At 41.0% G+C, this 17443-nt stretch carries 17 protein-coding genes; 12 read left to right on the forward strand and 5 right to left on the reverse strand.

Going from position 1 to position 17443, the window contains the following annotated elements; translation table 11 throughout:
* Positions 1-6: 6 nt before the first annotated feature.
* The gene (locus JRJ22_RS13710; protein WP_054940727.1) at positions 7-1497 is read left to right on the forward strand and encodes a TniQ family protein; all 1491 of its coding nucleotides are present in this window, start codon (positions 7-9) and stop codon (positions 1495-1497) included.
* A gap of 171 nt (positions 1498-1668) precedes the next feature.
* Here the strand turns inward: JRJ22_RS13710 and JRJ22_RS13715 are convergent, their stop codons facing one another.
* On the reverse strand, positions 1669-2535 hold the full coding sequence (locus JRJ22_RS13715; RefSeq protein ID WP_179088996.1) for an IS3 family transposase: 867 nt from the start codon (positions 2533-2535) through the stop codon (positions 1669-1671).
* On the reverse strand, positions 2532-2834 hold the full coding sequence (locus JRJ22_RS13720) for a helix-turn-helix domain-containing protein (protein WP_076139116.1): 303 nt from the start codon (positions 2832-2834) through the stop codon (positions 2532-2534). Before JRJ22_RS13720 ends, JRJ22_RS13715 begins: the two co-directional genes overlap by 4 nt.
* Between JRJ22_RS13720 and JRJ22_RS13725 the strand changes: the two genes are divergently transcribed.
* Both JRJ22_RS13725 and JRJ22_RS13730 read left to right on the forward strand, forming a co-directional pair.
* Positions 2802-3953 carry a tyrosine-type recombinase/integrase gene (locus JRJ22_RS13725; RefSeq protein WP_206104902.1) on the forward strand — a complete coding sequence of 384 codons (1152 nt, stop codon included), beginning with the start codon at positions 2802-2804 and terminating at the stop codon, positions 3951-3953. The two genes, JRJ22_RS13720 and JRJ22_RS13725, sit on opposite strands and share 33 nt — an antisense overlap.
* 67 nt (positions 3954-4020) lie before the next feature.
* Entirely contained in the window at positions 4021-4218 is a 198-nt protein-coding gene (locus JRJ22_RS13730; RefSeq protein ID WP_206104903.1) for a hypothetical protein, read from the forward strand.
* Between the two features lie 183 nt (positions 4219-4401).
* On the opposite strand, the gene JRJ22_RS13735 is transcribed toward JRJ22_RS13730, so the two are convergent.
* Positions 4402-4959 carry a C40 family peptidase gene (locus tag JRJ22_RS13735; RefSeq protein ID WP_232381136.1) on the reverse strand — a complete coding sequence of 186 codons (558 nt, stop codon included), beginning with the start codon at positions 4957-4959 and terminating at the stop codon, positions 4402-4404.
* 231 nt (positions 4960-5190) lie between these two features.
* Between JRJ22_RS13735 and JRJ22_RS13740 the strand changes: the two genes are divergently transcribed.
* Positions 5191-6297 carry a YVTN family beta-propeller repeat protein gene (locus JRJ22_RS13740; protein ID WP_054940729.1) on the forward strand — a complete coding sequence of 369 codons (1107 nt, stop codon included), beginning with the start codon at positions 5191-5193 and terminating at the stop codon, positions 6295-6297.
* Between the two features lie 21 nt (positions 6298-6318).
* On the forward strand, positions 6319-7104 hold the full coding sequence (gene lgt, locus JRJ22_RS13745; RefSeq protein WP_068724081.1) for a prolipoprotein diacylglyceryl transferase: 786 nt from the start codon (positions 6319-6321) through the stop codon (positions 7102-7104).
* 297 nt (positions 7105-7401) lie between these two features.
* Here lgt and JRJ22_RS13750 read toward each other — a convergent pair whose 3' ends face one another.
* Positions 7402-7995 carry a hypothetical protein gene (locus JRJ22_RS13750; protein WP_054940731.1) on the reverse strand — a complete coding sequence of 198 codons (594 nt, stop codon included), beginning with the start codon at positions 7993-7995 and terminating at the stop codon, positions 7402-7404.
* Positions 7996-8174: 179 nt separating this feature from the next.
* Between JRJ22_RS13750 and JRJ22_RS13755 the strand changes: the two genes are divergently transcribed.
* From JRJ22_RS13755 to JRJ22_RS13785, 7 genes are all read left to right on the forward strand, one after another.
* Positions 8175-8615 carry a hypothetical protein gene (locus tag JRJ22_RS13755; RefSeq protein ID WP_054940732.1) on the forward strand — a complete coding sequence of 147 codons (441 nt, stop codon included), beginning with the start codon at positions 8175-8177 and terminating at the stop codon, positions 8613-8615.
* A gap of 431 nt (positions 8616-9046) precedes the next feature.
* On the forward strand, positions 9047-10723 hold the full coding sequence (locus tag JRJ22_RS13760; protein ID WP_206104904.1) for a methyl-accepting chemotaxis protein: 1677 nt from the start codon (positions 9047-9049) through the stop codon (positions 10721-10723).
* A 436-nt stretch (positions 10724-11159) separates the two neighbouring features.
* Positions 11160-11477 carry a metal-sensitive transcriptional regulator gene (locus JRJ22_RS13765; RefSeq protein ID WP_054940734.1) on the forward strand — a complete coding sequence of 106 codons (318 nt, stop codon included), beginning with the start codon at positions 11160-11162 and terminating at the stop codon, positions 11475-11477.
* 24 nt (positions 11478-11501) lie between these two features.
* Positions 11502-11702: a copper ion binding protein gene (locus tag JRJ22_RS13770; RefSeq protein WP_054940735.1), complete on the forward strand. Its 201-nt coding sequence runs from the start codon at positions 11502-11504 to the stop codon at positions 11700-11702.
* A gap of 80 nt (positions 11703-11782) precedes the next feature.
* The gene (locus JRJ22_RS13775; RefSeq protein ID WP_206104905.1) at positions 11783-14212 is read left to right on the forward strand and encodes a heavy metal translocating P-type ATPase; all 2430 of its coding nucleotides are present in this window, start codon (positions 11783-11785) and stop codon (positions 14210-14212) included.
* Positions 14213-15280: 1068 nt separating this feature from the next.
* Positions 15281-15631, forward strand: a complete 351-nt coding sequence (locus JRJ22_RS13780; protein WP_068724072.1) for a four-helix bundle copper-binding protein — start codon at positions 15281-15283, stop codon at positions 15629-15631.
* 236 nt (positions 15632-15867) lie between these two features.
* On the forward strand, positions 15868-16053 hold the full coding sequence (locus JRJ22_RS13785; protein ID WP_054940736.1) for a hypothetical protein: 186 nt from the start codon (positions 15868-15870) through the stop codon (positions 16051-16053).
* Positions 16054-16209: 156 nt separating this feature from the next.
* Here the strand turns inward: JRJ22_RS13785 and JRJ22_RS13790 are convergent, their stop codons facing one another.
* Positions 16210-17367: a hypothetical protein gene (locus JRJ22_RS13790; protein ID WP_232381137.1), complete on the reverse strand. Its 1158-nt coding sequence runs from the start codon at positions 17365-17367 to the stop codon at positions 16210-16212.
* Positions 17368-17443 lie beyond the last annotated feature (76 nt).

Here is a 17443-nt window from a genome sequence, read left to right on the forward strand (position 1 = left end):
AATACAATGGGTGCAATATGGAGAAAAGAATGGATCAGGCCATATGAATCGGCATGGTCCGTTTTTGAAAAGTTTAGTTATGCAAATATAATCAATAAATCCCTTATTCTAAGAACCTTTGGGACTGAGGATGTACTCTCTATTAAGAATAATCATCTAGGTAATCATGTAAGAGATCTACTTACTTTAAATGGCTTGGATGAACTAAAGGTTACTAAGCAATTTCAAGTGAATGTACACTCCCTAACAAGAGGAGTGATCCAAAACCTGTTGCATCCTTTGGGAAATACAGCGCGTAAAGAAGAATGGTTTTCATTACATATACGCTGGTGTCCTAAATGTATATTAAATGGATATCACAGTCTAATGCATCAATTCACTCTGTTTGAGATTTGTCCATTTCATAATGAACCCTTAAAAGATGAGTGTCCTGCCTGTAGACAAAAAACTCCATATATCCTTAGTGATACATATATGAGCTCCGCATTTACGTGTAAATGTGGATATCAGTATGCGGATCTATCAACTCGATGGCTTAAATGGGAAGTTGATACTTCAAAATTTATTAATACAGATATAGCGAAATGGATTGCTCCCGAACATCTAAAGACTTCGAACGAGCGTTTTATATATGTTCCAGAAAATTTAAACTTCAACATGCTTAATCAAGTCACAGAAAAAGGAAAAGGCAATCCGTTTATCGAATCGTCATTTTTTACATATAAGATCGATCCATCCGGAGATGCCCTTAAAGATAAAGTCTTGGAAAGCCTATATGAAGAAATATTTATGGATAATCGACAAATATTTAAAACGATAGACAAGCACATAAAAAAAACATATCGTCTCCATTTAGATTGTATCAAACGACTTCAATTGCTTTTAAAGGAAGAACAGGATGACTTTCCACCAATATGCCCAATTGCCTATGCTTATGTTTTTTGGAAACAGAGTTCACTAAGTTTGCCGAATTTCTACGGTCCTTTGCAAGGAGTGCCAAATAGAGGGAAGGAAAAGAGACAATTTAATGTCGTTTGCTTGCTTTATAAAGAAAGATTAAGCCATCTTTTTAGAGCAGCCAATAAAACGTTAAGTTATTTCGGAAGCGTGGATGGAGATGCACTGAGATGGATTATTAACAAAACTACAGCTTATCAACTTTATCAAATGTTTATAAATTGGTTAGATTTTGCTTTGTTAAATTCCAAAGAACTGTCTAAACCAAAGGGGAATGAGTACGAAAAGATCATACATTCAAATATGTTTTTTTTATTCGTTCTCAAGAGAGAAAATGAACGAATCCTATTACGATTTATTTGTACTCGTATTAACAAGAATAGGAAAATAAATATAAGTACTATCGATTGCAGAAGATGGAAAAATAAAGGGAAGTCGATGCGGTCTTTTTCACCTCTGGCTGTTTCAATGATGATTGACCAAAAACACAAAGAGCTGCAGGTATATGTGGATCAATATGTGACGAAACTAAATTTATAAGGAAGCAACAAGATGAGGTGAGTTAAATGAAGAGAAACAAAATATTAGCGTCTATTAACAGGTACGGCCACAACAAAGAGAACACAAATTTGGAAATGTATCAGTCTGAAATATTAAAAGATAGATGGGATGTCTGGTCAAGACCCCATTTAGTAGACATTGAAAAAAGACCTAGGCTACAAGCTGATTCCTGTACTCAACAGGAGTCAGCTTGTTTAGTTTTCGTTGTGCTCTATCTTCATTGTAAAAACGTATATACTCCTCAATTCTTCTTTGTGCCTCAGCGATACTTCGTATATCATAAGGATAGAGTGCTTCGACTTTAAGATGAGAGAAGAAGCTCTCGATGGAGGCATTGTCATAACAATTTCCTCGGCGTGACATGCTGATTTGGGCGCCAACCTGTGGCAGCATGTCGTGGTATGCATGGGACGTGTACTGGCATCCCTGGTCGCTGTGAACGATCAGTCCAGTCACGTCTTTATGTGTTTCAAAGGCCTTTCTAAACGTCTCTAATACAAGTGGATTGTCGTTACATCTGCTAATGTGGTATCCGACGATCTCGTTATTCCACAAATCCTTGATGGCTGATAAGTAAATTTTCTCATCGAATACCCGATATTGTGTAACATCCGTTACCCATTTCTGGTTGGGTTTATCCGCTTTGAAATTTCTTTTCAGTAGATTCTCTGCGACTCTTCCATCCGAAACTGCTGCCTCATAGGTTGTTCTATGGACGTACTTACGGCGTATAATCGCCTTAATACGAAGCTCCTGCATGAGTCGTAAAACCTTCTTGTGATTCACGACAAGGTGATATTGGCGGTATAACTCATCCTGTATCCGACGGTATCCTACCGTCTTGTCCCGTTGCTCGTATATGGCTTTGATCTTACGTTTCAACTCTTGGTCTGGATCCTTTTCCTTGCGCTTCAGATAAGCATAGTAACCGCTTCTGTGGACCCCTAAATATCCACAGAGTTCCTTTACGGTCTGCTTATGCTTCAGTTCGTCGATGACAACATATCTATCCTTCAACCCTCCCGATTCAAGATTTGTAACCACTTTTTTAGAACGTCTACCTCCAACTGTAAACGACGTAGTTCTCGCTCTTGCTCTGTTTCAGACCTGTGCGGATCTCCACGTCTATCCTGAAAAGAGTCTTTTCCCTTTGCCCGATACTTCCTCACCCAGACACTGACACGCTTCCTGTCATTAATATCCAGGTGTTCTGTAATCTTTCTGCAGCACCATCCTTCCTCCATAAACAGTCGAACAGCTTCTACTTTCACAGACTCAGGATAATGCTTAAACTTCTGACCTTTCTTAGCTGGCATAAAAATGCACCCCCTAGAATTACATCGGATTTACCCTGGGGTTTTTCCAATGTCTATTCTAAGGGGTGCACTTCAGTCAGGAGGTTAGGGATTCCTTATAATACGACTAGGGCAGATTATTATCTTAGTTTTGAAAAAATCCCTGACATATACAAACCACTCATCAAAAAATATATACAGCATCGGTTGTTTGTACAGGATTCAATAAAATTTTCAACAGCAAGAAGTGAAGTTAATACACTTGTACCTTTTCTGAAATTCATTGTGCTTAAATGGCCAGATTGGACGGAGTTAACGAAACTCAACCGCTACGATATGGATGAGTACCTGAAAAGTTTAAAAAACACACCGATACGGGGAAATAAATCAACTAATTATAGGGGAAAGGAAGCGACTGATTATTATATCTGGCGAATGATAGGTGGTCTAGAAAATTTCTTGTATTTTATACAACGATATGAGTGGACTGAAGCACCTGAATTACCAATTAGGAAACTTATATATCAAGAAGATAGACCTAAGTTAAACCCAAAAAAAGACGAAGATTACAAACCGGTCTCTGATACTGTGTGGGAACAAATATTAAGTAATCTGGATAAACTCAACCATCAATATGCCACAATATTGCTCTTGTTGGAAGCAACAGGTAAGAGATTAATCGATATATTAAATCTGAAGAAAGATTCAATTATTCATATAACTGGTGACTATTGGATTAGATTTGAGAAAACTAACTCCAGATATGAATTTCCAATGGTGCCCATATCAAAAGAACTATCTGATTTGATAAATACTTATATAAGTAAAGTCGAAGAGTATTTTCCTGGAGAAAAAAATCCTGACAACTTAATTTTTATAAGATATGAAGGAAAGAAAGGTGTCGGTCGGCAAATTTTACAATTGTCTTTTTTAAGGAATCTAGATAGATTTGCCGAAAAAGCAAATATAAAAGACGAACCTGGGGAAATTTTTCATTTCACAGCCAATGGGTTTAAACATCGATATGGTATGAAGTTGATGAAAGCTGGCTTGAATATGGGTCAAATCCATCAATTGATTGCTAATGTCACATCTGAGATGCCAATGGTTTATGCACGAATGATTCAGAAAAATGGATAAGTAAGAAACCTAGGGTTGATCTTGTTGAAGATCAGCTTTTTTTGTTATCCTAAGAGGGAATAGATACATGTTCTTGTCCTTTAACGATATATGTTCTTGTCCTGTAGGAGGACAAGAACATAGTCCCATAACAGCCCGCGCCAAGCGCGGTTTTTTTTATTTAAGGGACCAAGTTCTTGTCCTTTTCGCAGGACAAGAACTTGGTCCCTTTGCCGAAAATGGACAAGAACTTGATACTATTGCCGATTTGATAAATATCAAATAACACATGTGTCAAAAGAAAATAAAGTTCTAGACTGAAGATACTTCATTAATCTCCAACGGGAAACGTTAGTTGAACAGAAACACACTAATCTAAGATCTTATTTGTCAAGTCTTGTTCTGACGCTGCTTTAAAATTCCGTAAATCACAAAAACTCTAATCGGCAACCTTTAGTTAAGTGTAGCCTTACTTTCTTAAAACACTTCCTCCGAAAAGAAAGCGTTTTTCCCATTGAGTGCCCTCTATCGTATCGATTCGAACTCCACCCGATTTTTTTGAGTAGGTTTGTAGGATTTTTCCGTTTCCCAGATAGATTCCATTATGAGTAATTCGTGCTGTATTTCTATTAATTCCTTGATAATCTGAAGCTTTATTTCCACGGTAAGACATAAAGAACATAATATCTCCAGGCTTTAGGCTTTTCCAATTTGTTGTATAAGACCCTTTGCTCTTGATGTAGGCACCTTGAGTTCTCGAATTAGAGGGTAAAGTGATTCCTGCCCCTTCAAGATAGGCTTGTCTAACGAAATCAGAGCAATCAAAGGTTCTAGTATTACTTCTACTGGATCCAAATTCATACGGGGTACCTAAGTATGTCATTCCTTTGGAGATGATACTATTCCTTACAGTACTTATAGACTCTTGCGAAGTATAACTAGCTGCGGATGACGTCGTCGATTGCACACCGAATATACTGATTGCCAGAGAGGTAGAAAGCAATAAAATGGCAAAATTCTTTTTCATGATAGACTTCCCTTCGTTTGTTTTTTGTGAAACTGACGTCATCCTATCACAGGATTCAAAGACTTGTTTAGGCGTAATATTTGGAATGTTAATTAAGATGTTTTCCCACAAAAAGCACATACTTAACACATAAATGATAGTTAAAATTAAAAACACTTAGAGAAATAGCATGTACATTTAGCTATATTTTTAGGGAAGTCTTAACAAGTAAACTTCATGGAGATGAACAATATGAGAAAAAAGTGGATGAATGTCCTCACCGTAGCCTTTTTAAGTGTTAGCATTACTGCCTGTGGATCGGCGCAAAAGAATAGTTCAGATCCGACTCCATCTGCAACTACTGCAACAAATGCTAAACCTACTACCGGTACCTCGAATTCCCAAAATAGCTCACCAGTGATTTTATATACTGCTGATGAAGGTGGTAGTATTACTAAAATTGATGCAACCACATACAAAGTCATTAAGTCGATCGATATTGACGGTTCGGTTCATAACGTACAAATTTCACCCGATGGGAAAACGGTAGGAGTTACAGTGGTTCCTACTATGGGGGAGATGGAAGAGGGAGCAGAGAACGAGCAAAGTGAACATGAAATGAATGGGTATGCTTATTTTTTTAGCACATCATCAGACGAACTAATTCAAAAAGTTGAGGTCGGGGCTCATCCGGCTCATATTGTGTTCACAAATGATGGGAAGTATGTATTGGTTACGAATAATGAAGGAAACGATGCATCTGTAATTGATGCCAAGTCCTTAAAAATAGTAAATTCCATTCCAACCGGAACGGGACCGCATGGATTTAGAATATCCACAGACAGCAAATATGCCTATATAGCAAATATGGCCGAAGACACGGTAAGTGTGTTGGACTTGGATGCTATGAATGAAAAACAAAAAATCAGTGTAGGTAATACACCTGTAACGACGGGAATCACGAGTGATGGAAAAATCCTTGTCGTTCCATTAAACGCAGAAAATGCAGCCGCTGTAGTAGATTTGGATTCTTCTAACATTACAAAAGTGCCTGTCGGTAATGGCCCTGCTCAGGTATACATTTCTGCTGATAATAAATATGCCGTAATAGCGAACCAAGGTACAGAAGAAAATCCGTCACATAGCATTTCAAAAATTGATCTCGTGACAAAACAAGTAACAGCAACGACAGAGACAGGCACAGGGGCGCATGGTGTAGTCATCAACCCGGATGGCAGCAAGATCTTTGTGACGAATATGTTCGATAACACCGTAACAGTGATCGATAATGAAACAAATCAAGTAATTACAACAATCAACGTAGGCGCGACTCCGAATGGTATCAGTATTACTCCATAACGAGGCTAAGGAGGAAATGATTTGAGAGTAATCTTATTCGAAGTTGCAGGACTTTCGATTAGATCCTATGGCGTAATAGTAGGGTTGGCAGTGCTACTTGCGATAGGTGTTGCATATTATTTAGCTCGAGGGACCAACTATCAAAAACATATATTGAATCTAGTCTTCTACGTAATATTTAGTGCAATAATCGGCGCAAGAATATGGCATGTATTCTTTTTTCAGTGGGGTTATTATTCAAAACATTTGGGGGAAATATTCGCGATTTGGAATGGTGGCATTTCAATCCAGGGAGCGTTAATAGGTGGTTTTATTGCGGCAGCTTATTATGCGCGGAAAGAGAAGATTTCTTTTTGGGGACTTGCGGATATTCTAGCGCCGGCAATCATATTTGGACAAGCTGTCGGCCGAATTGCCTGCTTTTTAAATGGAGATGCATTTGGGGCCCCGACCGGGACTGGCTTCGGAATTGTTTATCCAGAAGGGACTATAGCTTTCGAGCGCTATGGTTCAGTTCCGTTATGGCCTGCTGAAATATGGGAAGGTCAGCTTGACTTAATCGTCTTTGGTATTCTTCTAGTCTTGAAGAATATAAAGTTGCCTAAAGGTGGACAATTTTTAAGTTATAATATTATGTATGCCCTGGTCCGGTTTTCTATGGAATTTCTGCGTGGAGATTCACCGCGTTATGCGTTAGGCTGGACAGCAGGTCAGTGGACGAGTATGAGTATTCTTGTTATTTCTCTGTCTGTGTTCCTTTATTTCTTCACAAGGAACCAGGTGAAAGAGACAGTACATAGGGTGTAAGGTGCATGAGTGGAAGAGAACATCCTTTGTGCTTATCGCATAGCTATTTTGGATCTACCATATAGGTAGTGTTGATATCATTGATATAGCTCCGCAAGTAACTAGTAGTCATTTGCCTGGGGTGAATGGATTAAAACCGGCTCTGCCGTGTTCTTCAGTTATGGCGGAGTACAGTTGTATCTGCCACCATGGGAACGCCATGGTGGCTTTTTTTTATATAAGGCCAACTCTTCATATTACCACTTTAAAACTGTCTGGTAGCTATCTTATGTGAACATTGAACCCGATCCTCAAAGATTAATGATTTGTATGGTTCGTATTCTGAATCGTTTTTTGTAAACTTAGCGGCTTCGCTTGTTCAGGATCGTTATGATTTGCAACGGTGACATATACCATAAGGACTGTTGAAATGAAGAGGAACATGAATAGCGGTGAACTCAAGACCTTAAAAGTACCTTCGATTACGTTCTCGCTAGATAAGCGCTGCAACAATAAAGTGTGGGCAAATTGCAAGAATCCGGATACGACCATAAAAAAGAATAGAACATCTTTCCATTCTGATTGAGGAAACATTTGTATCAGCATAACCCCCATTAATCCGGCCATCATCCCAGACGATGCTCCGTTTAAGAACGCCCCCAAACCCATCAGTCCTCCTATTATGCTTCCAGAAAAGATCCCTAGAAGGACACCTAACACCAAAGATTGAACAGGGCCGGCAATATAGAGGCCGCTCAAAGTACCGCCTCCAAAACCAACAATCATCCCGACTACCATAGGCGAAACCATTCGAATCGATTCTGTAACTGTCGCCTTAAATCGCAGGATAATGACAAAAGACCAGACCAAAATGAAGATATAAAAAACAACTGCAAGTCCTAAGGATGACACTTTAATCCCTCCTTTTAATGTGAGTTTGGTTGAATAAGCTACTTGTAAAGCGTGTCCTCTACCTACAAACAGTGATATGAGAAAGGATTAAAATGTATTCTCCATTAAAAGCCCATAAATGCTACATAAATTCCACAAGGATCTCTTGTACCATGGAGTTACAGGAGGCGAAAAGAAAAATGAATGCGAAATTATTAACTGGCTTGGGTGCTTTTATATTGACGTTGGGAATCGGTTCCGCAGTATACGCTACAGGAGTTGATTCCGACATCTCCAAAGGGGATGTTTCTTCCAAGCAAGAGGTAGCTCAGCAGGAGACGTATTTTCACCATATGGCGAACATGAACGATACAATGAACGATGAAGTTATGACGGATATGATGAGCAATACCGATATGTCTGAAATGATGAAGCAGCCAGGCATGGACGAAATGATGAATGGACTTGATATGGAAAAAATGATGGAAGATAAAGACATGAGTGAAATGATGAAAAAACCGGATATGGTGGACATGATGGAAGGTACCACAATGGATGAGATGATGCGGGATTCCAATATGGATGAAATGATGCAAAGAAACCATAGGACAGATATCCCTGGGCAGAGCGTAAGTATTTAATAGACTATATGATTAAAGTTTAAGGAGGTTATTTCATGAGCTGTTGCGGAAACCATAACCAGCATGACAGTCATAACAATCATCATAAAAAAGGCCCAGCCCATCGTCTGATGATGATGATGTGTTGTATACTTCCGATCGTGCTGTTCGTTATTTTAATCATTGCTAATAATGTAAGTGGTTCAACAAGTAATATGCTTGCCTATAGTGTATTGTTGTTATGCCCGCTTTCACATCTCGTACTTATGCCTTTAATGATGCGAAACAAAAAACACTAATTGTACTGCATCAAGTGAGATTTTACCGATTTATTCTGATCAATAACTGTCAGTCTGAGAGATCGCGCACTCCTAAGTTGGGGTGGCGGTCTCCTTTTTTAACTAGCCTTATTAGAGCTATCTTCATGTGAATAACAAAGGTGGAGGAACGAAATGAAGTTATCCAGCAAACTGATTCTATATATAAGCCTTTTCATTTTAATACTCATCGTTTCCTTCAGTACTTATGCCATCGCGAATATGAATGCCCAGGTTACCCACCTCGCAGAACAAAAGATGGTGTCTAACACAAAGTTAGCGACTGCACTGCTAGATGTTAAATTTCCCGGAGAATGGACGCTGAAGGATGGGAAGTTGTTTAAAGGCGAGGTCTCTATAGAGGGAAATCATGACGTTGCTTTGTTCGTTGGCGCATTAACTGGTGATGATATTGTAATTTTTAAAGGCGAGAAGGGTGTAGCTGCATCGTCTAAGGGTAGCCATAATATGAACATCACAGAAATAATACTTGAGTCGAACGTAAAATCCATCGTCTTAGGTGGAAAGTCGTATGTAGGTGAAGCGCATGATGGAACTGAAATGGCGGTCTATGAACCCATTAGATCCTCAGACGGAACTGTAATTGGGGCGTTCCATATTAGTATGGGCAAGGAAATGTATAATCAGGCAATTAGTCGTTTTAAAGTAAAAATGATTGTATTTACGATGATCGGACTCCTTATCGCTTTATTCCTCACCGCTCTTTTCACAAGAAAATTAACCGCACCCTTAAGACAAGTCACTATCATGGCGGAACGAGTTGCAAATGGCGATCTTAGTATCACAGATATCCCCGTCACTTCTAAGGATGAGTTGGGTATCCTTTCGAGAGCATTTAATCTAATGACTCATAACTTACATACACTAGTGTCTAAGGCTCAGCAGGCCGCGGATGAGGTACATAAAGTTTCTGGTGTTGTTCAAATGCATATCAATGGCGTAGGAGATTCATCACTTGAGATCGATCGTACCTTGCAATCCATACTCCAAGGTGCATCCAAACAGGTTGAGGGCATGAATCAAAGTATGGAGGCCGTTGAACATATCCAAATTAGCATACAAGAAATCGTTCAAAGGTCATCACAAGTCGCCAGTGCATCGGAAAATATGGTTGTGCATGCGGATCAAGGCAACGATTGGCTTCTAAGCATCATTTCTGTAATCAACCATTTGAACGCATCCATCACACATGTAGCTAGTAAAATACAACAATTATCGGATAGCTCAGGCAGTATCGGGAACATTGCGACCGTTATTACCGATTTATCCTCACAGACCCATTTGCTGTCGTTGAATGCTTCCATTGAGGCTGCGCGTGCAGGAGAAGCTGGGAGAGGATTTTCTGTGGTTGCAGATGAAGTGAAAAAACTAGCTGAGCAGTCTGAAAACTCAGCCCAAGAAATAAGAATACTCATTGAAAAGGTTCAACATATCACCAGTGAAGCAGCCGAAGGGATGAACACAAGTTTAGTTCAATTAACAGCGGGGAACCAGCACCTAATCTCTGCAGGGAAATCCTTCGAACAGATCATTATCTCCTCTCAACATGTAGCTTCTCAGAATCAAAATGTATATCAAGCAACAAGACAAATGTCAACAGATTCTCACTACATTTCTGATTCTGTTGCGGATGTGACTACGATTGCCGAACACACTTCTTCTCGTATTCAAGGTGTGGTCCAAACTTCGGATATGCAAAGTCAAATGGTTAACCAGATATCAGGGGCTCTTGAAAACATGTCCCAATCGGTTGACCAATTGCTAAAGTCTATCCGTATCTTCAAACTGTAGCATCATGTACGGCCAATCACTAGACTTACCTTAATGATATATAGAACAAGCCCGTTGATATATACCACGGGCTTGACAGTCTTTATTTGATGGTGCCGTTCAGGAAGTCAAATTCCTATCCCATTAGAAAGACGATCAAGCGAAGCTTATCAATATGAGGCACACTATAATTATCTCAGCTAAAAGCCAATTATCATTTACATGATTTCAAGGGTTTCCGAAGACCGTGACTTCGTCTATCGTGATCAAACTGAGGATCATTGTGGGCTGTAATTAACCACAGTTTCTGCAAAAATTACAAAAGGCAGAGGTTATATACAGGTGCATAAACAAAGAGGTTAAATGAACAGACTAAAAAAGGAGATGAAGTACTTCCTAATCCCCTGTTTACATACGGTAGGGGGGTATGGTATATTGATGGTGAGAGGTGAGGCACATGGAACAATCAGTGGAACAGACTGCATCTCATGGACATCATCGAAAAAGTCATCATTCTGATCAAACGAAGGCCAATCTAATGACCCGGTTAAACCGGATTGAGGGTCAAATTCGTGGGGTTAAAGGGATGATAGAAAAAGATACCTATTGCGATGACGTTCTAAATCAAATTGCGGCGATTCAGTCGGCTCTCAATAGCGTAGGGAAAATGGTTCTGGAAGGTCATATGAAAAGCTGCGTGATTGAACGAATCCAATCCGGCGAACATGAAGTGATTGATGAGATTCTGGTTACCATGAATAAATTAATGAAATAAACAAACGATATGGAGGAATGAAAGATGAAGAACGAAACATTACATGTAGAAGGAATGTCTTGCGGACATTGTGTAAAAAGTGTTGAAGGAGCCGTTAAAAACATTGGGGCTGATGCAAAAGTGAACCTGGAGAAAAAGACAGTTGAGGTCGTTTTTGATGAATCTAGTGTATCCTTGGAAGCCATAAAGAATGCCATCGAAGAGCAAGGTTACGATGTCGTCTAAGTCCGTAAGCAGCCATCGTCAAGATGGCTCCTTTTTTTCAACACAATGTACCCCCTGGGGGTATGAGGGAGGGATAGATAATGAGTTCAACGATATCTAAAAGTGAGGAGCAAACAACCTTACAGATCACAGGAATGACTTGTGCTGCTTGTGCCAACCGGATCGAGAAAGGATTAAGAAAAATGGATGGGGTGACGGAAGCAAATGTGAATTTCGCCTTGGAACGGGCGACTTTGACGTTTGATCCCAAACGTGCAACCATTCCGCAAATGCAAGAACAGATTGAACATTTAGGCTACGGCACTGTAAAGCAAACCACGGATTTCCAAATCACTGGGATGACATGCGCCGCTTGCGCCAATCGGATTGAAAAGGGATTAAACAAAATGCCCGGTGTTGTAACGGCAAATGTTAATCTTGCCCTTGAAACAGCCCGGGTCGAGTACGACCCAGCGACTGTTACTTTGGAAGACATGCAAAAAAAGGTGGAGCAACTCGGGTATAAGGCCATGCCGAAGGAAGGGCAGCAGGACGCCTCCGCACATAAACAAAAAGAAATCTCTAAACAAAAAAGACGGTTTATCATTTCAGCCCTTCTCTCTTTACCATTACTATGGTCCATGATCAGCCACTTCTCGTTCCTATCTTGGATTTGGATGCCTATGATTTTCATGGACCCTTGGTTCCAACTGATTTTGGCTACACCAGTTCAATTTTATATCGGTGGCCATTTCTATGTTGGTGCGTATAAAGCGCTGCGTAATAAAAGTGCCAATATGGACGTTCTGGTAGCCCTCGGGACTTCGGCAGCATACTTCTATAGCCTCTATTTGACGCTCGAATGGGTTCAAGCCGGTGCGGGGGCTCATGGACCGGAAATGTACTATGAGACCAGCTCTATCTTGATTACACTGGTCATCCTCGGGAAATTGTTCGAGGCTCTTGCCAAAGGAAGAACGTCTGAAGCGATTAAAACACTGATGGGTCTTCAAGCCAAGACGGCATTGGTTGTTCGCGATGGACAGGAAATGACTATCCCTGTCGAAGAAGTCGTGGCCGGTGACATCGTAATCGTAAAACCAGGGGAGAAAATCCCGGTTGACGGCGAGGTGGTGGAGGGGGCTTCTTCCGTAGATGAGGCTATGTTAACTGGAGAAAGCCTGCCGGTTGAGAAAAGAACGGGAGATCCTGTCATTGGTGCAACGATTAACAAGAACGGAGTACTTCGAATTCAAGCGACCAAAGTCGGAAAAGAAACGGCCCTGGCTCAGATTATTAAAGTGGTTGAAGAGGCCCAAGGTTCCAAAGCTCCTATTCAACGTGTAGCAGATGCCATTTCAGGTATATTTGTTCCGATCGTCGTAGCGATCTCGGTTCTTGCGTTTATCGCTTGGTTTGTTTGGATTACGCCAGGAGAGTTTGCAAACGCACTGGAGATTGCGATTGCGATACTCGTCATTGCTTGTCCTTGTGCCCTGGGACTTGCGACACCGACTTCCATTATGGCAGGTTCAGGAAGAGCCGCAGAGTCGGGAATCCTGTTTAAAGGCGGTGAACACCTAGAAGCTACCCACCGCATTAATACCATCATCTTAGATAAAACCGGAACGGTGACAAAAGGCAAACCGGAACTGACTGACGTCGTGGTTTCCGGCTGGATGGAAACAGATCTGCTGGCCCTTGTCGGCGCGGCAGAGAAGAACTCCGAGCATCCTCTGGCTGAAGCTATAGTTGCTGGGATTATCGCTAAGGGTATCCAATTGCCGAGAACGGACACGTTTGAAGCGATACCTGGGCATGGTATTAAGGCAAATGTGATGGGCAAGGAAATTCTCGTGGGTACGAGAAAACTCATGGCTCAGTTTCAAGTGTCCATCAATCATGCGCAAGATCAGATGGACCAACTGGAGCAGGCAGGCAAAACAGCCATGCTGATTGCTGTAGATCGGCAGTATGCCGGTATAGTAGCGGTTGCAGATACCATTAAGGAAACCTCGGCACAGGCTGTTAAACGGCTTAATGACATGGGGATCGAAGTCATTATGATTACGGGTGATAACCATCGAACAGCTGAAGCAATTGCCAAGCAGGTTGGAATTACGCGTGTATTGGCTGAAGTTCTCCCCGAAGGTAAAGCAGATGAAGTAAAGAAATTACAGGCTCAAGGGAAAAAAGTCGCAATGGTCGGAGACGGCATCAATGATGCTCCCGCCCTTGCCATGGCGGATATTGGAATGGCGATGGGTACAGGAACAGATGTAGCGATGGAAGCTGCTGACGTAACTCTCATGCGAGGAGATCTCAATAGTATTCCGGATGCGATCTATATGAGTCGAAAAACGATGGGGAATATTCGGCAAAACCTGTTCTGGGCGCTTGCGTATAATTCTATCGGTATCCCGATAGCGGCGATTGGTTTGCTTGCACCTTGGGTTGCTGGAGCAGCTATGGCATTAAGTTCAGTTTCTGTGGTTCTGAATGCGCTTCGGTTGCAGCGTGTTAAATTGTAAACTTATTGTATTATATTGGGGAGAAGAGAAGAAGGGTATAATCCAATAATGGATCATGCCCTTTCAATCGTCTCCCCTTATCATTTTTTAACAACTACACTTTGAGGTTGTAATGTGGTGTGATCTACCTAACGTATTGCTTTTTTCGAATCTAACGAAGGGTAAATCTATTCTATAACCATCCTCACTACATTGGTCACCGTACATTGTACGTTCAAACAACACGATCAGGAGTAAGTACGTATAAATCTTCAAACTGTTCTCAAAAATATTCTCATACAAGCAGCATGAGTATTTGTATTATCACCGTAATTTGGAGCACTATTTCAAAACGAAAGTCCGGTTGTTTACGCAAACATACCCTATGGAGACCCGTTATATTTAGCGAGAGTCCTTTGAAAAAAATAAATCGAACGGTTTTTCTATGGGTTCAACACCTTACGAGGAATATGGCAGTGCCCCTTCGGATTACGTTAGGATTACCCCTCTGGGATCGAAATCAAATCACTTTTGATTTTAAAGAGAGGCCAATCCCAGTTTCCCTCTTTCTGAGATATTTCCCGTTGAGGTGGCCCATGGTTAACTGTTCGGCATAAGCGAAAAAATGCTAGTTGTCAATGAGCACATTCTCATATGTTGCTGGCCGATACTGAGGTCTGCGGTCAGAAACCACTATACATAAAATAGAATGACGAGGCATGGCGCTGTTTGTCGTGCATGGCATTCATAAAGTGTATTTCAATCAGGGAATCATTTGCCCTGTAAGCTAATAAGCTGTTTTTACTAATTCATCGTTATCTGCGATTCTAACACCTTTTAGGAATGTCTTTAGCATCTTACCGATGAGATTTTAAGCTATTATCCCCTAGATAGCTCAAGTTCGTAGTAAATCAAAGGTAATGCTTGGATTCGTTAATCTGAGTACGTATAACTCTGGATCATAGAGCAATTCAATCGCATTATTAGAAAGCGGAGTCTCCGGACGTGTACGTGTATATATTTGGTCTTTATTTAGATAATAACTAACGATCAAACAACATTCAAATAATGAAAAGAGAGGGAATGAAAATGTTACTTGCCAACTCCGCTACTCCAAAGCACTATACGCATTGTATTGAAGCCTGCCTAAAATGTGCACAGGCTTGCGAAGAATGTTTTTCAGCATGCCTAAAAGAGACTGATGTTCAAGCAAGAACCTCAATGATCAAGATGCTGAACGATTGCGCAGAAATCTGCCTTCAGGCAGCTCAATTAATGAGCAGAGACAGTATGTTTGCGAAGGCAAGTTGCGAGCTGTGTGCCATGGTTTGCGAAGCATGCGCCAAAGATTGTGAAGCGTTTAAAGATGCCCATTGTCAAGAATGCGCAAAATTCTGCCGCGAATGTGCAGAAGCTTGCCGGCAGATGGCAAGAGCGTAACGAGTGCAATGAAACATCGAGCAGGAGTATCTCGAATTCAAGAGATACCCTGCTTTTTTAGGTTAGGTGTATTGGTGTGCATCGGATTTTATTTAAGCAGTTGGAGGGTGTTTTCTCCCTTATGAGCAAAATCACACACAAAACTCAAATAAAGAACACGAATCTTACATATTAATCTCTTAAAATAAAGTCAATCAAAGATTACACATTTAAGAATTCAGAGGAGGAATAAGGCAATGGCATGGTCATGGAATCGGGTATATATAGTGCCGTTAAGTATAGGATCGGTTTTGTTTGGGGAAAAGACAGTGAATAAAGTAATCTCTAAACAAATAGAAACGGATTGGACCATTCACGCAGACTATTTCGAGGCAGCGGTACAGAATGAACAATTAAAACGAGAACTTTCCAGCTTACGCTAAGTTTTATAAAATGATCATTATGAAAAAAGGAACTGATCCCATCAGTTCCTTTTTGCTTTAACAAGTACAGATGTTCGAAATGGCGTCGAGCGCTTCAACCGATTTTCCGTATTTGCACATGGCGTTACAGTCATTTCGTAAATCCGAAAAACGAATTTATGAGATAGGGCCGCACTGCGTTCGTTGCAAAGAAGGACGAAGCAGTTGTGCACGCACTTCTTTTTCCCGTTTATCCGGGCAAATCAGATACAACCTGGACGTTGCATTTCCTACGGATAATGATAAGTCATGCAGTCTGAGAATGCCGGAGTAGATGGAGGTGCTCTTTTCAACTTCAAATCCCGATACAATCTCATTATGTTCATTGAGCCAAAGAACATCGATAAAAGCGATTGTATCCGCAATAGATTTAGGGAGATCCATGGCTGGAAATACAGAAAGAGAATACCGCCCTAGAGGCTCGTCCTGCCATTGTCTCTGATGATCGTTCTGGGCGATCCAGACGTTATAGCCAAAGGACTGACCCAGTCTCGCCAAATACAGCTGCATTTCGGAATGTTCACTTTCTTCGTTAGTATCATTCAGCACCTCCAGATGTCGCTTATACCGCCCCTTCTCGCGTTTCTTTTCCTCTTCTTGAAGAAAAGCCTCCGCATTCCCGCTAACAATCAAGCGCCCGGTGCCTATTTCAAACAGCAAGCCGGAAATGGCACCCAGGTCCTTGGATAAGGATGAGCGGTAGGCAGTGTTGATATCCAGCAATGTCTCACGCATCTCCAAGTAAGCCGGCCAGGAGCCGAGCTTTATCTTACGATCCAGCAGGGAGTTAAACCCATTCACGATAGCTGTATTGAATGGGGGGAAAAGCGTAGGATGCAAAAAATACATAATATTAGCTACTGCAGGACCAAGGCCTTTGATATGGTATTGATCCAGTTTCACGATCTCAGTCAACAATTGTTTTTCGTCAGAGGCTTGTAACACGGCCTTCAAAAAACGGCCAAAAGCCAGCTGGTTCTCTTCATTTTCATAAATGTCGGGAATACGCAGTTTAGGTTTCCAGTAAAACGCGTGTGCAGCACCTTCAAAAACTTGTTTTTGTTCACAAATCGCCGCAAGAACATCCTCCAGTGGAGAGCCCTTAAAGTCGTTTCCAAAAACTCGTGCCTCAATCGCTTTTATAACATCGTTCACACCGGTTTTAATGGTCCGAAAAGCCTTTAACCGATCGCTGTTGTTTAAAAACCAGGTGTGGTATACCGATTCCTGATCCGATTTATAATCCAAAATAAGCTGCTGTAACTCTCGGTTCATGTCGAAGTCGCCCCCATATTCAAATCATATCTAGGATTATAATGTCGATTTAACAGAGTTGCTGTGCGATTTGTTC

This window comes from Paenibacillus tianjinensis (genome assembly GCF_017086365.1).
Classification (GTDB): Bacteria; Bacillota; Bacilli; order Paenibacillales; family Paenibacillaceae; genus Paenibacillus_AQ; species Paenibacillus_AQ tianjinensis.